Origin of the sequence: Ralstonia pickettii (assembly GCF_030582395.1) — a bacterium.
Taxonomy (GTDB): domain Bacteria; phylum Pseudomonadota; class Gammaproteobacteria; order Burkholderiales; family Burkholderiaceae; genus Ralstonia; species Ralstonia pickettii_D.
In genome coordinates this window covers 217201-234952 of record NZ_CP104383.1, presented here as the reverse complement: position 1 = coordinate 234952, position 17752 = coordinate 217201, and the positions used below count along the sequence as shown (strand labels likewise).

The following is a 17752-nucleotide window of genomic DNA, read 5'->3' as shown; positions in this document are numbered from 1 at the left end:
AATGGGGCCTCGAAAGCAACGATGCAGCGCTCCGCTAAAAGACGGCGATGGCACCCGTGGCCAACTCCCGTATCAGCGCTGGAAGCGCCGCCAAATGCTGCGCGGTCAGCTCGCGAACTTGCCGCTGCCGCGCAGCGGAGAACCCACCCGCCGCTGCAAGGTCGATCGCCACCAACTGAGGCTGGTCGACCGGGTGGCCGATTGCCGAGAGCAGCCTGACCGTCACTTCATCCACGCCTTCGATGTCGGCATGAATGCTCGCCGCCAATCGATGTGCCAGCACGTTGTAGAGCTTGCCGACATGCGCGGCCGGATTCTTTCCCGCTGCCGCTTCCAATGACATCGGGCGGTACGGCGTGATCAAGCCGTTGACGCGATTGCCGCGGCCGACCTCGCCATCGTCGCCGTGCTCCGCACTTAACCCGGTCACGGTCAGGTAAATTCCGCTCTCGTCAAGCGTAGCTGGGTCATCCAGGGTGTTGATCCCGATATGGCACGCCGTCGGCAGACACCCAGCCAGGTACGCTGCCAATCGGCCCTTGAGTGTGAAATAGTCTTCAATACTTCCCACGTCTCGGTCGACGAGTGCGAGCGCCACGGTAAGGCCGAAGTGCGCGCCCAGCCGGTGCCCCATGATCTTAAAATCCGCCCCAGCCGCATCAAAGGCGCTGCGAAATTCGTTGGAGCGCAGGACGCGCGCAGCGCAAAGGACCGTGTCTTCGAGTCGGGAGCGGGGTGCGTACCCGACGCCGAAGGAGGTGTCGTTGGCCAGCGGAAGCGCCGCCTGCTGGATAACACGCTGAAGATTCGGCGCCGAAGGCCTCAAAACAAGCTCGATGCCGATGTCATTGCCTGCCTTTCCCAAGGTTGCCACCAGGTATTCGCGGATGGATTGCTCGACGAGTGACGTGGCCGAAGCCGACGGCAACTCGGTCACGGGGCCGCAGACGATCAGCCGCGCGGGACGCAGAACTTTGCCGCCGCCGAACCGTGGCTGGCTGATGCCTCCGATTAACAGCGCCTTATCCAGGTTGAAGTGCTGAATCGCTCCGTATGCTTGCAGATAGGCTCGGGATAGGGCGCAGGCTGCCGCCTCGACGGCGCCATCGCACAGGCTGTCCGGATGGCCGAAGCCCTTGTGCTCGGCAATTTCGGTTTGTGTGGCTTCCAGCGTCGACGTGGTCGAGATGGAGAGTGCAATTTCGCCGACAGTCCGCATGATAAGACGCTCCTGCCCAAATCCGATTGGGTCATTCTATTCACTGGCAGTCCAGTTTGGTATTAAGACCGTCCCCTCGGGGGTCGCGATTGTGGGCCTTGAGCGACATCAACAAATTCGCCGCCCGAGTGACTAGCATGGAAACAGGACACCCGGAGCGGCATGGGCTCTTGTGTGGCAGGAACGGCATGGTTGGCCCATGCGCGGTGTTCCCATGCCTCCGGGGCTAAGAATCTCGAAAATGGAGGTGTCTGATGCGAGCAGCATGGTCAGTCGTTGTTGCGGTAATTTTGGCAATCAGCCTCTCGGGGTGCGGCTATAACACCATTCAAGCGCAGGATGAACAGGTCAAGGCAGGCTGGTCTGAAGTCGTGAACCAATACCAGCGGCGCGCCGACCTGGTACCGAACCTGGTCAACACGGTCAAGGGTTACGCAAGTCATGAGAAAGAGGTGTTGACGGAGGTGACTGAGGCTCGCGCGCGTGTCGGCGCCATCCAAGCCTCGCCTGCGTTGCTCAATGATCCGCAGGCGTTTGCCCGATTCCAGTCGGCGCAGCAGCAGTTGACCGGATCGCTGTCCCGACTCCTTGCCGTGTCGGAGAACTACCCGCAGTTGAAGGCAGATGCTGGGTTTCGCGATCTGCAAGCACAGCTTGAGGGGACCGAGAACCGGATCACCATTGCACGAAATCGGTACATCCAATCGGTACAGAGCTACAACGTGACCGTGCGCTCATTTCCATCGAATCTGACCGCGAAGGCCTTCGGCTATCAGGAGAAGCCCAATTTCACCGTTGCCAACGAGACGGCCATTGCCAAGCCGCCCCAGGTGGAATTCGGTTCGCCGTCCGCCAGTGCGCCGGGGAGCTCCAAGTGAACCTCCTCAAAATCGCGCGTGGCTTGCTTGTGGCAGCGGCTGCGCTCGTCTCTTTTGGGGCGGTTGCCGAAGTTGCCGTGCCACCCTTGACGGCGCGGGTGACTGACCAGACCGGCACACTCACGCCTGGGCAACTAGCAGAGCTAGAACAGACGCTGCAAGCCTTCGAAAACAAAAAGGGCGTGCAGATCGCTGTACTGATCGTGCCCAGCACACTGCCCGAAGCCATCGAACAGTATTCGCTGCGCGTGGTCGAGCAATGGAAGTTGGGGCGAAAGCGCGTCGACGACGGCGCACTGCTGATCATCGCTAAAGACGACCGCACACTTCGCATTGAAGTCGGGTACGGGTTGGAAGGTGTCCTAACCGATGCGACAAGCAAGCGCATCATTAGCGAAGTCATCTCGCCGCGGTTCAAGACTGGCGATTTTTATGGCGGCGTGAAAGACGGTGTTCAGAGTATGCAAGCCGTGATTGAGGGTGAAGCACTGCCGCCCCCCTCACGGTCGACGCGCGACGGAGGCGTATCCGTTCGGTCCTATATGCCTGTCATTCTGGTGTTGACGTTGGTGTTTGGCGGCGCGCTGCGAGACTTCCTTGGCCGTTTTCCGGGGGCGGTTGCAGCGGGCGGCGCCGTCGCCCTAGTCGCTTGGTTGCTTTCGGGCGCCATTTTTGTCGCGTTTACGGCGGGAGTGATCGCGCTCATCTATACGCTATTGGGTCCGGGCATGGTTGGGCACGGAGGCTCTTGGTCTACAGGCTCACGCTCGGGCCGCGGGGGATTCGGCGGTGGCAGCGGCGGTTTCGGCGGTGGCAGCGGCGGTTTCGGTGGAGGCGGCGGTGGTTTCGGTGGTGGTGGTGCCTCGGGAAAATGGTGATGGAAAACATCAAGCGAATTCTTTCCCATCTACTGACGACGCACTGGCGCGTCAGGCGAGCGTTCCCGCGCAAGGCGATGCGGGCCATCGGGCAAGCGATCGCTCAAAGCGAGTCGTCCCATGTCGGGCATCTGTGCTTTGCCGTGGAAGGCGCGTTGAGCTTCTCTGCGCTATGGAAGGGGGTGACGGCGCGGGAACGGGCTCTTGAAGTCTTTTCGCAACTGCGTGTGTGGGACACAGAGCAGAACAACGGCGTCCTGATTTATCTATTGCTGGCGGACCGCAGTGTCGAGATCGTTGCCGACCGTGGCATTCACGCGCGGGTTGGTGCTCAAGGATGGCAGGCGATCTGCAGCCAGATGGAAGCCGCGTGTCGGCGCGCCGAATATGAGCGCGGTGTGATCGACGGGATACGATCCATCACGCTGCGCCTGACGCAGCATTTCCCGGCGCGCGACCGGCGCGAGCAGAGGTTGCCCGGCAAGCCGGTCATCCTGTGAAGACGCAGAAATCTCTGTTTGATATTTGCGAAGTCGCGGTAGGAGGTGAATATGTTGTCTCTGCGCTCATTTGTTCCCTACGCTGCGGTGATTTGTGTCTTGGCGCTGCCGTCGGTGGAAACGCTCGCGCAAGCGCGGCTCGAACGTGAGGGCGTCGTCCTCTACTGGGGGTTGATTCCCGCCGCCATCGCCTCGGAAAGGCTCGACTTGGAGGAGTCGCATGGCGCACCTTCACCGGGAGGCGGCCGCCCTCACCACTTGCTAGTGGCGTTGTTTCGTGCCGACGGCTCCCGTATCACAGATGCCGTGGTGCGTGCGCAACTCAAGGAAGTCGGGATCGTTGATTCGCCGCCGAAGTATCTGACGCCCATGGTTATCAACGGCCAGGTTTCCTACGGCCAGGTGTTCACCTCGGTGCTGAGTGGGCGCGTGTATTTCCGCGTACTGGTGAAACTTGTTGACCGAACGAATGACATCGAATATCGGATTTCGGTCTCGCCTCCGCACATCGGCGGAAGTGAACCTTGATACCGGATGGAGCATGGCCGATACTGTGCCGACCAATGCATCTCGGCGGATTCGCCAAGCCTGTAAGACGATGATTGGACGTCGAAAAGGTCAGCAGCGACCAAGACCTGTCAACTCAGGTTGAGGGCCATGATCGCGTAGACATTTCGTAATGCCTCAACTCGACGAGCCACCGGTGGCCGGATAGCGCGTGTCGCCCGTCCATGCGCCGTCCGAGTAGATCTCAAACTTTCCAGCCTTGGCGCCATCAGTGTACGGATCGCGCGCGTCAGCAGCCCGCGCCCCGTCGGTGTAGACGTCGCGCTGAGCGAGGGCCCCGTTGCTGGAGGTTGCTGCGCTGGAAATGTTCGCGCCGAGAGAAATCAGCGCGGCTGCGATCAAGACGGTCTTCTTGGTGTGGTTCATTGCATTCTCCTGAAGTGGTTGGACTCAAAGGACTTGCTATGGGAGCCACTATAAGAATCCGCCCCTGACCGAGCGATGACGACCACATTACGAGAGCGTCATTCGGGCAAAGGATCGCGCAATAGTCGCGCTGATCCATGTCCTCCTGAATTCGACCATACATCGGAGGGCGCTTGACTCACATCAACCGCGCAAAATTGGCAGGTGCTTAAGCTTGTTCACCCGTTCGTAGGTTCAAAATGTGGTTGTCTGCCCATTTGAGCGTTTCGTAACAACGAAACCGCCATACGGCTGATGACGCTCTGGAGCGTTACTCCCGTTTCCATAGCCAACGCCGGAGGTGCGCATATGGCAAAAGGCAAGTCGAAGAAAAAGACCACTTCATCGGACGCCGAACACGTAACTGGCTTATCGTCCAGCCAGGCGCGAGTCGATGCTGCCAAAGGAGTCCAGGGTCGCGAGGACTACGAGGCGCAACTGCACCTGCTGCAAATTGAATTGGTCAAGCTTCAACGGCATTTCATCGGGTGTGGTGACCGCATCCTTGTCCTGCTGGAGGGGCGGGATGCGGCAGGCAAAGACGGCAGCATCAAACGCATTATCGAATTTCTCAGCCCCCGCGAGACGAGGGTGGTAGCGCTGGGTAAGCCGTCAGATCGCGAGCGCACCGGCTGGTATTTCCAGCGCTACGTGCCCCATCTTCCTCTCGCCGAAGAGTTTGTCCTCTTCAACCGCAGCTGGTACAACCGGGCAGGCGTTGAGAGCGTGATGGGCTTCTGCACTGCTGAGCAGTATGACGAGTTCATGTACTCCGTGCCCCACTTCGAGGAAATGCTCGTCAATTCCGGTATCAAGCTGCTTAAGTACTACCTCGACATCAGCAAAGCCGAGCAAGCTCGCCGACTTGCCGAGCGGCGCCGCGATCCGCTCAAGCAGTGGAAGACGAGCCCGGTCGACGCCGTGGCGTTGAAGCATTGGGATGCCTATACGACGGCACGCAACGCCATGCTGATGCATACGCACACGGCTGCCGCGCCATGGCACATCGTGCTCGCCGACGACAAGCGCACGGCCAGGCTCAACTTGATTCGTCACATCCTGTCGCGGCTGCACTACGCGGGCAAGAAGAACAAGCTGGTCGCTCCCGATCCTGAGGTCGTGTTCGAATTTTCGAAGGAGTGCCTCGATGCGAAACGTCTCGCATCCTGATGCTATCCAGCAGACGCAATCGATAAGGAGGAGACGCTTGAAGGTCGTCTGCGTGAGCGATGAAGGCAACTGAGCAATGCTACGCCTGAGCCTGCAGTCCGGTCTGCTCCGTGCCCTAACCCGGCGGGCCGACTCGCGCGCGTTCCCACTGGTGGTTGCCGGGGCAGCACTGGCGGCGGAACTGTCGATGTCGGTTCCATTTGCCAGCCTGCTGATGGCCGCAGTCCTGTTGGCGCCGCGCCGCTGGGTGTCCATCGCGACTTTGGCCAGCCTGGGGGCCGCTGTTGGCGCTCTCGTGCTGTACCTCGTCTTTCATCACCTGGGGTGGAACCGGTTGTTCGCTGCCTACCCGGACGTGGTGCGATCCACCGCGTGGCGTGATGCGACCCACTGGCTCGAACACTACGGCGTCGTATCGCTTTCGGTCATTGCCGCATTACCGGTGCCTCTCACCCCCGCTCTCATGTTTGCGGCGATCTCGCGACTTCCGGTCGCAGAGGTCATCGCCGCACTGTGGCTCGGCAAGTTGGCGAAATACCATGTTTACGCCTGGCTCGCCTCGCGATTTCCGGATCGGCTTGTGCGCCACGGCCGGCGCCATGTCGATACGTTGCGGGCAGTGCTCGGCAACGGCACGAAGGCTGACGGTGGCACAACCCCCACGCGGGGAGGGCGTCGGTAGCTCAATACACCATCGGGGCGCCTGTCTCACGTGGTGAACGCATTGATTGCCGGCAGCCGGCCGCGCTTTGGCGTGGTTGCGTTCTTGGCATGCCATGGCATCAATCTTCGCTCTATGTGCCTTGCGTTTTTTGGTCCGGTTTCCCCGTTGCAGTTGACTCCTCGATATTCGCGACGGGCTTGGGCGGAGGCATTGGCGTCACCTTCGCTGACAAAAACATGTCCAGGTCTTGGCGGTCAACCACTTCCTTCTCGAGAAGTAATTGGGCCAGAGCATCGAGCTTGGTCCGCTGTCCTTCCAGCGTCGCTTGTACGCGATGACTTGCTTCTGCCAATAGCTTACGGACTTCAGCATCAATCATCTGTGCGGTGCTCTCGCTGTATTCATTGCGTTCGCGCTGCATTAGCCCCGTCCCAGCAAAGAGCGGGTTCGGCATATTCTCGTACGTGGCCAGGCCCAGCTGGTCGCTCATGCCAAACTGGGTAATCATCTGCCGAGCCATGTCGGTTGCGCGCTGCAGGTCGTTCTGTGCGCCCGTGGATACGTCGCCGAAAATGAGCTGTTCCGCAATACGGCCACCGAGCAAGACATCGAGCCGGTCAAGCAGTTCGCTGCGCTTGAGCAGGTAGCGGTCCTCGGTTGGGGTCTGTTGCGTGTAACCCAACGCCGCAACGCCCCGCGGAATGATGGAAACTTTGGAGACACGGTCAGCCAGCGGCCGATGCTCCGCGACGATGGCATGTCCTGCCTCGTGGAATGCGATAGTTTCCTTCTCCTTCGGATTCATCACGCGGTTCTTTTTTTCCAGGCCGCCGACGATCCGGTCAAGCGCCTCGTCGAAATCTGCCATCTCGACCATTTGCTTGCTCTTGCGCGCGGCAAGGAGCGCGGCTTCGTTAACCAAGTTGGCAAGATCGGCACCTGCGAACCCCGGGGTCCGTCCGGCGAGTTTAGTCAGGTCGACCTCAGGAGCGAGGACAACGCCCTTGACGTGAACTTTGAGAATCTGCTCCCGTCCCTTGAGGTCAGGCCGGTCCAGTGCGACGTGGCGGTCAAAGCGACCGGGGCGAAGCAGGGCGGGGTCCAGTATCTCGGGTCGGTTTGTGGCGGCCATGATGATGACGCCTTTGTTGCTATCAAAACCGTCCATCTCGACCAGAAGCTGGTTCAGTGTTTGTTCGCGCTCCTCGTTGCCGCCGACCGCATTCAGTGCTCGCGTCTTTCCGAGTGCGTCAAGCTCATCAATGAAGATGATGCAGGGGGCTTTGGTTTCGGCTTGCTTAAAGAGATCGCGGACCCGTGCTGCACCCACACCAACGAACATCTCGACGAAGTCGGAGCCGCTCATGCTGAAGAATGGCACGCCGGCTTCGCCTGCCACGGCCTTTGCCAATAAGGTCTTGCCAGTGCCCGGGGCCCCAACCAGCAGCACGCCCTTGGGAATTTTTCCGCCCAGGCGCTGGTACCGCTGAGGATCTTTCAGGAAGCTAACAATCTCCGACAGCTCCTCCTTGGCTTCGTCGATTCCAGCCACGTCGGCAAAAGTCACGCCGGTCTCCTTTTGCATGTAGACCTTTGCCTTGCTCTTGCCAATTTCCATCATGCTGCCGGCGGCGCCGCCCACGCGCTTGATGAGAAAGCTCCAGATACCGAAAAAGATGACGGCCGGCACAACCCACGAGAGGATCGTGCTCAGCCATTTGTTGTCGGGCTGCCCGACGAAGCGCACCTTTGCCGCTTCGAGCTCCTGCACCAGCTCAGGATCGGCCACTCGAAGCGTGGAGAAGGCGTGGTCGCCCTTTGCCTCTCGGCGGATTTCCTCGATCTGCTGCTTGGCAAGGAGATTGTCGATACCTTCTGTCGAGAAGGTTCCGCTGATAGCCTGCTCACCAATAGCCACGTCCTTGAGCTTGCCAGCCTTCAGTAGGACCTTGAAATCGCTGTATGGGATCGTCTCGACATGCCCCGACACGAAGAGCGTCTGGATTGCAAGCATGGCCAGTATGGTCACGAGCACGTACCAGAGGGAGAACTGTTGCTGTCGCGGTTCCATGGGATTCTTCTCCAAGTCGACCTTATTGAAAGTGAGTCTGGTCTCCAATGCTGGGAAGGTTGGTGGGCGGCCTGGGTAGGCGCCGGACAACCGCGCATTGGTATGCGTTCCCAGTATTGACGCTTGGAAATCGCCGAGGTTGACCTTCATCAACCCGCGACATTGGGGCCGCGCGCGCGGGCGCAAGCGCCGTGGCTTCTCCATGGTTGTGCCCAGCCGATAGGGGATGTGTCGCGGAAAGCAAACATGACAAATCCATTACGGCGGCATGAGACTCAACAGCAACTTGCGCTGGCGCAAAGTATCGATCGCATACCCACCTAAAGTATTCCCAAGTCGCGTTGCTCATTGAGCATCCACACAGAATCAGAGGATTCCATGGCTGAGGTAACGAAGAACGAGCACCGTAGCGCATACCTGGTTGGCAGCGGCATTGCGTCATTGTCGGCTGCCGTGCTGCTGATTCGCGACGCAGGCTTCAAGGGGGAGAACATCCACATCTTGGAGGAACAGCAGGTGGCCGGTGGTGCGCTCGATGGCTCCGGTGATCCGCACAAAGGCTATGTAACTCGGGGCGGTCGCATGTTCACCGAAGAGACTTATGTCTGTCTGTGGAACGTGCTCGACAGCATTCCGTCGCTGGATGATCCGAAAATCAGTGTCAAGCAGCAGGCCTGGGCCTTCAACGCCGAATGGCGCTCGGATTCACACGCCCGGCTGATCGACGGGCAACGCCGTATCCTCGACGCTGCCGATCTGGGTTTCAACCTCCATGACCGGTTGGAGATCATGCGATTGCTGGCCACGCCAGAAGGGCTGCTGCATACGCTTCGCATTGAGGACTGTTTCTCGCCGCACTTCTTCGAGACCAACTTCTGGGCCATGTGGCGTACGACCTTCGCCTTCCAGAACTGGCACAGCGCGATCGAACTCAAACGCTATATGTTGCGCTTCTTGCAGGAGTTCCCGCGTATCCACACGTTGGCCGGCGTACGGCGCACGCCGCTGAACCAGTATGACGCGATCGTGCGGCCGATGGAGCAATGGCTGAAACAGCAGGGTGTGGTGTTCGAATATGGCACAAAGGTGGAGGATGTCGACTTTGTTGAAACCGGTGACGGCCGGCGAATTGGACTGCTGCGCGTGGTGCGCGGCGGACAGCCGATGGCCTATGACGTGCGGCAAGAGGATCTGGTGCTCATCACCATCGGCTCGATGACCGCCGACGCGTCTTATGGGGACGACCACCATGCACCGGAACTGGTGCGCGACAAACGCGATGGCGCCTGGACTCTGTGGGAGACCATGGCCCGTAAGGAACCTGGGCTCGGGCGGCCGAATGCGTTCTGTGGCAACGTCGACGAAAGCAAGTGGGAGTCGTTCACCTTGACGATGCGCAGCCCGGCGCTTGTGCACCGGATTGAGACCTTTACCGGCAATGCGCCAGGCACCGGCGGTCTGATGACGTTCAAGGATTCGAGTTGGCTGATGTCGATCGTCGTGCCTCACGCGCCGCACTTCGCCGGACAGCCGAAAGACATGTACACCCTGTGGGGCTACGGGCTCTTCGTGGACAACAAGGGCGATTACATCGACAAGACGATGGCCCAGGCAACCGGCCAGGAAATCCTCACCGAGCTGCTGCACCATTTGCATTGCGAGGACATTCTTGACGAGGTCTGTCGTACCACCACTGTGATCCCGGTGATGATGCCGTACATCACCAGCGAATTTGAGCGCCGCGAGCCTTCGGATCGGCCGCCAGTGATCCCGCACGGAGCGAAGAACTTCGCGCTGCTTGGGCAGTATGTTGAGATCCCTCAGGACGTAGTGTTCACCGTCGAATATTCGGTTCGCGGCGCGATGCACGCGGTTTATGGGCTGCTGGGCTTGAAGAACGAGATCCCGGCCATTTACCACGGGATTGCTGACCCAGGCGCTGCGTTTGCGGGCCTGAAGACGTTGTTGAGTTGAACCGTCGGACGGTTTACGGTTGATTTGTATCAACCGGAGGTTGGACATCCGCGCCTAGGCTGACTCTGTGTGACCGTTCCTCTCTTTGGGCAGAAATCATGTTCTTCCACTCCCGACATCTACGCCGCTGGGCAGCTCAAATGCTACTGGTGTGGCTGTTGGGTCTGGCCGTCGGCATCGCAAACGCGTGCGCTGTCGCGGATGCAGGTAAGGCCGCAGCGCCGGCATCTGGCCACGTGTCAGCCCACAGTCATGGACACCATGCGGATGCCGACGATGATGGCTGTGACGATAGCGGCAAGATTGCCTGCCACAGCTTCTGCGAAAAGTCCTCAACCAGCATTCCCCGTGTGCTGTCGGATCATGACAAGCCTCTCATTCCGGTGGCCGTGCCATTACCGATGAGCATGGCATCCACGCCGGAGGTGGACCGCTGCAGTGTGCACCGTCAGTCCAATCCCCGGCCAGCGGACAAGTTCGCGTCTATACCAATCGTCTTCCTCCGGTTGACGCTATAGCGCTCTGTCGCTGTTTGGCAGTGCGCGGCTTTGTCTTACGTATCGCCTTGACGCGCATCCAGTGCGGACACCGCCAAAGGTGCGTTGCAACACGCCGTTCCATCGTCAATGCACTGAACAAAAGCGGCCTTGGTCGGCATTCGCCCCGAGCGTCTCGATTGCGTTCTTTCTCTACTGCCGGAAAGTGTCTGGCGCTGTGTTGAACGCAGTCGCAGTGAGATTTTCAACGTCACCTCCTAAAAGGATTTCTTCCATGGACACTATCGAACTGAAGATCAAGGGCATGAGCTGCGGCTCCTGCGTCTCGTCGGTTACTCATGCACTGCAGCGAGTGCCTGGTGTGGATGCCGTCGACGTGGATCTGGCGCGCGGTATCGCGCGCGTCAGCGGTAACGCCCAGGCCGCGCCCGCAATGCTGGCCGCGCTGGCAGCAGCCGGTTACGAAGCCGAGTCGCTTAGCACTGGCGCCGGAGCGAAGACGGAGCATGCCCACCATGGTGACGTCCCAACCGGCACTGCTCACAAGAGCGGTGGATGCTGCCACTGATAGACCGCTAGGAGGGGCGGCCGGGCAGTGCACCGATCGGCGTCCCTAACCTTGACCTTGCGAAGGAGTTCTCATGTCGTCGCTTCGATCTCTCTCCAGGCACCGCCAGTCGGGCCGCATCGGTTCAGGGGCCATCTTCATTGCGTTTGCGTTGATTGCCCTGTTCTTCCTGTTCACCGAGCACCGGGCACATCTGTTCGGCTGGTTGCCGTTTCTTCTACTGCTGGCTTGTCCGCTGCTGCACCTCTTCCACGGGCACGGTGGCCATGGAGGGCACGCAGGTCACGAGGACCAGCCGCGCGGTTCCGATTCCGGAAGTAGCCGCCCATCGGGGTCGACGGCCAGCGAACAACCGCCCGTTCAGGGCGCTCAGCATCACCACCACTAAGTTCTTCTCAGAGGAGCGCCATCATGGACCAATCGACACCTCCCGCCTATGGCTTATGGTCGCTGGTAATCATCAATTCCCTCGTTTTCATCATCTTCGCGTTCAGCTTCGCCAAGCCACAAAGCCCGCGCGACTGGCGTTCGTTTGGCGCGTTCTCTGCGTTCCTGGTGGCGCTATTCACCGAGATGTACGGCTTCCCGCTGACGATCTACCTCCTGTCGGGTTGGCTGAGCGCGAAGTTCCCCGGCGTGAATTTCATGTCGCATGACGCTGGCCACCTGCTGGAGGTGATGTTCGGCTGGCGCGCCAATCCGCATTTCGGGCCGTTCCATCTGCTGAGCGCTATCTTCATCGGCGGTGGCTTTTGGCTATTGTCGGCCGCTTGGGCGGTGCTTTACCACAACCAGCGGAGCCATACGCTGGCGACCACCGGCGCCTACTCCCGTATCCGGCATCCGCAGTATGTGGGCTTCGTTTTGATCATGTTCGGTTTTCTACTGCAGTGGCCGACCATCCTGACACTGCTGATGTTCCCAGTGCTGGTGGTCATGTACGTGCGTTTGGCCATTACGGAAGAGAAGTGGGCGGAGCGCGAATTTGGGGAGGAGTGGGCGCACTATGCGTCGCACACCCCGCGGTTCATCCCGAATTTTGGCGACAAGCAAGCGGATCGCCACCACCACGCATGACAAAAAGGGGGAGGCGATGAAGCTCAGTTTTCACGGTGCGGCCGGCACAGTGACCGGCTCAAAGTATTTGGTGGAGCATCAGGGGCAGCGCCTGCTGGTTGATTGCGGGTTGTTCCAGGGCTACAAGCAGTTGCGATTGCTGAACTGGGAGCCGTTGCCGTTCAGCGCCGCCGACATCGATGCGGTGGTGCTGACACACTCCCATCTGGACCATGCCGGTGCGTTACCGTTGCTCGTGAAACAGGGCTTCCGGGGCCGGATTCTGGCGACGCCCTCGACAATCGAACTATGCGGTCTGCTGTTGCCCGACAGCGGGAGAATCCAGGAGGAGGACGCCGCCTATGCGAACCGGCATCACACCTCCAAGCACGCCACGGCTTTGCCGCTGTACACGGAGGACGACGCACGTCGCGCAATGGAACAGTTGCACCGATTGCCTTTCGACCAGTGTGTGGACGTCGTCCCCGACGTTACGGTGACCTTGCGCCCGGCTGGGCATATTCTCGGCGCGGCCTCGGCCGAACTGACAGCGGGGCAGACGACAGTGCTGTTCTCCGGAGACGTTGGCCGCCCCGACGACCCGGTGATGCGTGCGCCTGCGCCGGCTCCCAAGGCAGACTACATCGTTGTCGAATCGACTTATGGGGACCGGCTACACGAACCGGTACCCAATGCGCAGGCCGTGCTCGGTGAGGCGATTGCTCGCACAGCACACCGTGGCGGCATGGTCGTGATTCCGGCGTTTGCGGTGGGGCGTGCACAGTTGCTGCTGCATTTGATCCACAAGCTGAAGCAACAGGGCGCGATTCCAGACCTGCCTGTTTTTCTCGACAGCCCGATGGCAATAGATGCAACCGAGATCTATCACCGCCATCACGCCGAACATAAGCTGTCGCTCGAAGATTGCCTCGGGATGTACAAAGCTGCGCGCATGATCAGGACCCCGGAGGAATCGCGGGCGCTGGCTGGGCTGGCCCTCCCGGCTGTGATCATCTCGGCCAGCGGCATGGCCACCGGCGGCCGCGTGCTGCACCATCTGAAGCATCTGGCGCCGGACCGGCGCAACACCATCATCCTGGCCGGTTATCAGGCTGGGGGGACACGCGGCGCGCGGCTGCAGGCTGGTGAGCGAAGCCTGCGCATTCACGGTGAGGACGTCGCCGTGCGTGCCGAAGTGATTTCACTGCAGGGCATGTCGGCGCATGCCGATGCAAGCCAATTGATCGAGTGGCTGGGCAGTGCGCCAGCGGCGCCGCGCTCGGTGTTCGTCACCCATGGCGAGCCGGGGCCGGCTGATGCGATGCGCCAGCGCATCGAGCGGGAACTTGGGTGGTCCGCCAGCGTTCCGTTGTTGGGACAGCACGTGGAGTTCGATGTATGAGGAACCCTCGCCACAGGGCAAGTCTTGCCGTGCGTCGGATGGGCATCGAGACGCAGCAGGAATATGTCGTCTACATGCATCGAGACTGCCATGTTTGCCGCTCCGAGGGTTTCGAGGCGCAGACGCGAGTACTGATTAGCCTGAACGGACGCTCGATCATCGCCACGCTGAACGTTGTCGATCCGACCTTGCTGGAGTTGGGGGAGGCGGCGCTTTCGAACAGCGCGTGGCGAGCGCTGGCGCCCGCGCCGGGCGACCGGATCACGATCTCGCATGCCCCGACGCTGGACTCAATGAGCCAGGTGCGGGCGAAGATCTACGGCCACAGGCTCGACGCGTCGGCTCTGGACTCGATCATTAGTGACGTCGCCGCTGGCAGCTACCCTGGGACACATATCGCCGCTTTTCTAAGCGCCTGCGCCGGCGGGCGGATGGATTTGCAGGAGACGATCGATCTGACGCGAGCGATGCTGGCCGCGGGCAAGCGGCTCGACTGGGGGCATGCACCGATCGCGGACAAGCACTGTGTGGGTGGATTGCCGGGAAACCGCACGACGCCGATTGTCGTGTCGATCATCACCGCGGCCGGGCTCACGATGCCGAAGACGTCGTCAAGGGCCATTACCTCGCCGGCTGGCACCGCCGACGTGATCGAAACGATGACGCCGGTGGCGCTCGATTTGGAGCAGATGCGCCGCGTTGTCCAACGCGAGGGCGGCTGCTTTGTCTGGGGAGGCTCGCTGGCGCTCAGCCCGGCCGACGACATGTTGATCCGCGTCGAGCGCCCGCTGGACCTCGACAGCGACGCGCAGCTCGTGGCATCTGTGCTGTCGAAGAAGATCGCTGCCGGCGCTACCCACTCCGTGATCGATGTGCCGGTCGGGCCGACCGCCAAGGTGCGCAGTGACGCAGACTACGAGTGCCTGAAGCAAATGCTGGAGCAGGTAGCGCAGGCCTTTGATTTGCACTTGCAGGTAGTGCGTACGGACGGGACGCAGCCGGTGGGCCGTGGCATTGGTCCCTCACTGGAGGCGCACGACGTGCTGGCAGTCCTTCAGCGTGCCGAGCGCGCGCCCGAGGATCTGAGCGTGCGCGCTGTCGCATTGGCTGGACAACTGTTGGAATTTTGCGGTCACAGCGAGCCGGGTACTGGCGTCTTGGTCGCTCAGCGGTTGCTTGATAGCGGCGCCGCGTGGGCCAAATTCCAGGCGATCTGCAAAGCGCAAGGGGGCTTACGCGAGCCGCAGCGGGCGCGGCTACGCGAGCCTGTGCTGGCCGAACGTGACGGGATGGTACGTGAGATCGACAGCCGGCGGTTGGCTCGCGTGGCCAAGCTCGCCGGGGCACCGAAGGCACCCGCTGCCGGGCTCGAACTGCATGTCAAGCTGGGGGATCGCGTCGAGCGAGGTATGCCGCTGTTCACCGTGCATGCCGAAGCGCTCGGCGAGTTGGACTACGCGTTCGACTACCTGGAGGCTCACCCGCTGATCGATGTGGGAGATTCGAGATGACGCCACTGATTTTTGCCATGCCGGGCAATGAAGCGATGGCAGAGAAGCTGGCTTCGGCGTTGGGCGCAGAGCGCGGGACTACGACGGTGCGGCGCTTTCCGGATGGAGAGTCGTATGTGCGGGTGGAGTCTGCCGTGGAGGGGCGGCGGGTCGCCATCGTCTGCACGCTAGACCGGCCGGACGACAAGCTGATTCCGTTGCTGCTGTTGGCGGCGGCCGCCCGGGAGAACGGTGCGACCGACGTTGGTCTGGTCGCACCTTACCTCGCCTACATGCGACAGGATAGTTGCTTCCAGCCGGGTGAGACGGTGAGTGCACGGCATTTTGCAGCCTGGTTGTCGCGTGGATTTGATTGGCTGGCAACAGTCGATCCCCACTTGCACCGCATCACCAAGTTGTCGCAGGTCTATGTAATCCCAACGCGTCACGTCCACGCGGCGCCGGCTGTGGCGGCATGGCTGCGCGCCCATGTGACACGCCCGGCGCTTGTGGGCCCTGACGAGGAGAGCAACCAATGGGTGGCCGATGTCGCAAGCAGGGCGGACGCGCCCATGGTGGTGCTGCACAAGGTCCGCAAAGGTGACCGGGATGTCGAGGTTTCGGTGCCGGATGTGGAGCGCTGGCGCGACCACACGCCGGTGCTGGTCGATGACATTGTCTCCACCGGTCGCACGATGGCCGAGACCATTGGTCATCTGCGGCGCGCGGGCTTGGCCGCGCCTGTGTGCATCGCGATTCACGCGGTGTTTTCAGGCAACGCGGTTCAGGATTTGGAGTCCACTGGGGCCGGGCTGGTGGTGAGCTGCGACACGGTTGTCCATCCCACCAATGGAATCTCCGTTGCCCCGGACCTAGCGTCCGCGGTTCGTGAACTCATGCAAGACCCCGGGGGTGCCACATGAGTGCCAAGACTCCGCACGTTCACTTCGAGATAGATCTGGCCGGATTTTGCAAAGCCGCGATTCCGATGTCGGGTTGGCGCTTCATCGTGTCAATTGGCGGAGAGGACCGCGACGAGCCATCAACCCAACGGGAGGGCAAGAGATGAACAGCACCAAGGCATTTATTGGCAGCGTTCCTTCGACCGACACCGAGCCGGCGCTACGCATCCTGCGTCGGTTGCTCGCTGGGATGGAGAAGCCGCCCGCACTGCGGCTGTGGAACGACACGCTGCACGGGCACGATACGGCGGTCGATTTCACGTTGGTGGTGCGGGACCCCAGCCTGTTGCGTCAGTTGGTGGTGGCGCGCAGTCCCCTTTTATTGGCTGACGCGTACTTTCGGGGCGTGCTCGACATCGAGGGAGACCTGTACGGCGCGCTCCGGTTGAAGAACCATTTCGAGTCGATCCAGTTGTCGTGGCGCGACAAGCTCGCGCTGTTAAAGGACGCGTTAATGCTGCCCGCTCCGGACCTGGGTGAGATCAAACCGGATGCGGGCTTCGCATCCCGGGTCGCCCGGCGCTTCGCGCACCGGCATTCGCGCCACAGCGATCGCGCCGCGATCTCGTTCCACTATGACGTGTCCAACAAGTTCTATGGGTTGTGGCTGGACGAGGAGCGGGTGTACTCCTGCGCCTACTTCGAGCAGCCCTCCGATTCGCTGGACACGGCGCAGCGCAACAAGCTTGAGCACGTTTGCCGCAAGCTGCGCCTGCGGCCCGGCGAACGGCTGCTGGATATCGGCTGCGGCTGGGGGGCGCTCGTATGTTGGGCCGCGCGCGAGCACGGTGTGCACGCCCACGGCATCACCCTAAGCGAGCGACAGCTCGAATACGCCCGCGAGCGCATTCGGATCGAAGGGTTACAGGATCGCGTCACGGTGGAGTTGCGCGATTACCGTGATCTGGAAGGCGAGGGTGTCTACGACAAGGTTTCCAGCATCGGGATGTTCGAGCACGTCGGCCTGCGCAACCTGCCGGCCTACTATGCGGTGGTGCGTCGGATGCTCAAGCCGGGCGGCCTATTCTTGAACCACGGCATCACGCACGACGAGGAAGGGTGGAACAAGACAGCTGCCACCGAGTTCATCAATCGCTATGTATTTCCCGACGGCGAGCTTGATTGCATCAGCAACATCCAACTCGGCATGGAGCGCGCGGGCTTTGAGATCCATGACGTCGAGGGACTGCGCCCGCACTACGCGATGACCTTACGGCACTGGGTGCATCGCCTGGAGGCTCAGCGCGATGCGGCGATCGCTGAAGTTGGAGAAGCCGCCTATCGCGTCTGGCGCCTGTACATGGCGGCCTGCGCGTTGGAGTTCGAGGCCGGTGGCTCCGGCATCTATCAAATCCTGGCGTCCAATCGCCACCCGGGTAAATGGCCTGTGCCGATGACACGGCGTGATCTGTACCGCAGTCGACCGCATTGGGATTGGGGGAACTAGCGCT

General features: G+C 61.0%; 17 protein-coding genes. 14 read left to right on the top strand and 3 right to left on the bottom strand.

Annotation, left to right across the window (positions count from 1 at the left end; all coding sequences use genetic code 11):
* Positions 1-34: 34 nt before the first annotated feature.
* Positions 35-1219, bottom strand: coding sequence for a methionine adenosyltransferase (locus N5B55_RS24780; RefSeq protein ID WP_004635185.1), 1185 nt, complete (start codon positions 1217-1219; stop codon positions 35-37).
* A gap of 254 nt (positions 1220-1473) precedes the next feature.
* On the opposite strand from N5B55_RS24780, the gene N5B55_RS24775 reads away from it, so the two are divergent.
* From N5B55_RS24775 to N5B55_RS24760, 4 genes are read left to right on the top strand one after another with little or no spacing between them, the layout of a single operon-like run.
* Complete coding sequence (locus N5B55_RS24775) at positions 1474-2097, top strand: LemA family protein (protein ID WP_004635183.1); 624 nt, start codon at positions 1474-1476, stop codon at positions 2095-2097.
* Complete coding sequence (locus N5B55_RS24770) at positions 2094-2975, top strand: TPM domain-containing protein (protein ID WP_004635180.1); 882 nt, start codon at positions 2094-2096, stop codon at positions 2973-2975. Before N5B55_RS24775 ends, N5B55_RS24770 begins: the two co-directional genes overlap by 4 nt.
* Positions 2975-3475 (top strand): TPM domain-containing protein, encoded by a 501-nt coding sequence (locus N5B55_RS24765; protein WP_004635178.1) that lies wholly within the window; start codon positions 2975-2977, stop codon positions 3473-3475. Before N5B55_RS24770 ends, N5B55_RS24765 begins: the two co-directional genes overlap by 1 nt.
* Positions 3476-3526: 51 nt before the next feature.
* Positions 3527-4003, top strand: a complete 477-nt coding sequence (locus N5B55_RS24760; protein ID WP_009241694.1) for a hypothetical protein — start codon at positions 3527-3529, stop codon at positions 4001-4003.
* Positions 4004-4159: 156 nt separating this feature from the next.
* On the opposite strand, the gene N5B55_RS24755 is transcribed toward N5B55_RS24760, so the two are convergent.
* Complete coding sequence (locus N5B55_RS24755) at positions 4160-4408, bottom strand: hypothetical protein (protein ID WP_004635173.1); 249 nt, start codon at positions 4406-4408, stop codon at positions 4160-4162.
* 348 nt (positions 4409-4756) lie between these two features.
* On the opposite strand from N5B55_RS24755, the gene ppk2 reads away from it, so the two are divergent.
* Together ppk2 and N5B55_RS24745 are read left to right on the top strand one after the other, a co-directional pair.
* A complete protein-coding gene (gene ppk2 / locus N5B55_RS24750) occupies positions 4757-5617 on the top strand; it encodes a polyphosphate kinase 2 (RefSeq protein ID WP_004635170.1) in 861 nt (286 codons plus the stop codon).
* A 76-nt stretch (positions 5618-5693) separates the two neighbouring features.
* Positions 5694-6299 (top strand): YqaA family protein, encoded by a 606-nt coding sequence (locus N5B55_RS24745; RefSeq protein ID WP_009241693.1) that lies wholly within the window; start codon positions 5694-5696, stop codon positions 6297-6299.
* A gap of 112 nt (positions 6300-6411) precedes the next feature.
* Here N5B55_RS24745 and ftsH read toward each other — a convergent pair whose 3' ends face one another.
* Positions 6412-8352 (bottom strand): ATP-dependent zinc metalloprotease FtsH, encoded by a 1941-nt coding sequence (gene ftsH, locus N5B55_RS24740; RefSeq protein ID WP_009241692.1) that lies wholly within the window; start codon positions 8350-8352, stop codon positions 6412-6414.
* Between the two features lie 378 nt (positions 8353-8730).
* Between ftsH and N5B55_RS24735 the strand changes: the two genes are divergently transcribed.
* The 8 genes from N5B55_RS24735 to N5B55_RS24700 all read left to right on the top strand — a co-directional run bounded on the left by N5B55_RS24735 (position 8731) and on the right by N5B55_RS24700 (position 17748).
* The gene (locus tag N5B55_RS24735) at positions 8731-10326 is read left to right on the top strand and encodes an oleate hydratase (RefSeq protein ID WP_004635167.1); all 1596 of its coding nucleotides are present in this window, start codon (positions 8731-8733) and stop codon (positions 10324-10326) included.
* A gap of 771 nt (positions 10327-11097) precedes the next feature.
* A complete protein-coding gene (locus tag N5B55_RS24730) occupies positions 11098-11391 on the top strand; it encodes a heavy-metal-associated domain-containing protein (protein WP_004635162.1) in 294 nt (97 codons plus the stop codon).
* A 73-nt stretch (positions 11392-11464) separates the two neighbouring features.
* Positions 11465-11779, top strand: a complete 315-nt coding sequence (locus tag N5B55_RS24725; RefSeq protein ID WP_004635160.1) for a DUF2933 domain-containing protein — start codon at positions 11465-11467, stop codon at positions 11777-11779.
* Positions 11780-11802: 23 nt separating this feature from the next.
* On the top strand, positions 11803-12468 hold the full coding sequence (locus tag N5B55_RS24720; RefSeq protein WP_004635159.1) for a methyltransferase family protein: 666 nt from the start codon (positions 11803-11805) through the stop codon (positions 12466-12468).
* A 16-nt stretch (positions 12469-12484) separates the two neighbouring features.
* A complete protein-coding gene (locus N5B55_RS24715; RefSeq protein ID WP_004635157.1) occupies positions 12485-13849 on the top strand; it encodes an MBL fold metallo-hydrolase in 1365 nt (454 codons plus the stop codon).
* The gene (locus N5B55_RS24710) at positions 13846-15360 is read left to right on the top strand and encodes a thymidine phosphorylase family protein (RefSeq protein WP_004635154.1); all 1515 of its coding nucleotides are present in this window, start codon (positions 13846-13848) and stop codon (positions 15358-15360) included. The genes N5B55_RS24715 and N5B55_RS24710 overlap by 4 nt, the downstream gene beginning before the upstream one ends.
* On the top strand, positions 15357-16262 hold the full coding sequence (locus N5B55_RS24705) for a ribose-phosphate pyrophosphokinase (protein WP_004635153.1): 906 nt from the start codon (positions 15357-15359) through the stop codon (positions 16260-16262). Before N5B55_RS24710 ends, N5B55_RS24705 begins: the two co-directional genes overlap by 4 nt.
* A gap of 142 nt (positions 16263-16404) precedes the next feature.
* Complete coding sequence (locus N5B55_RS24700) at positions 16405-17748, top strand: SAM-dependent methyltransferase (RefSeq protein WP_009241691.1); 1344 nt, start codon at positions 16405-16407, stop codon at positions 17746-17748.
* Positions 17749-17752: the final 4 nt, after the last annotated feature.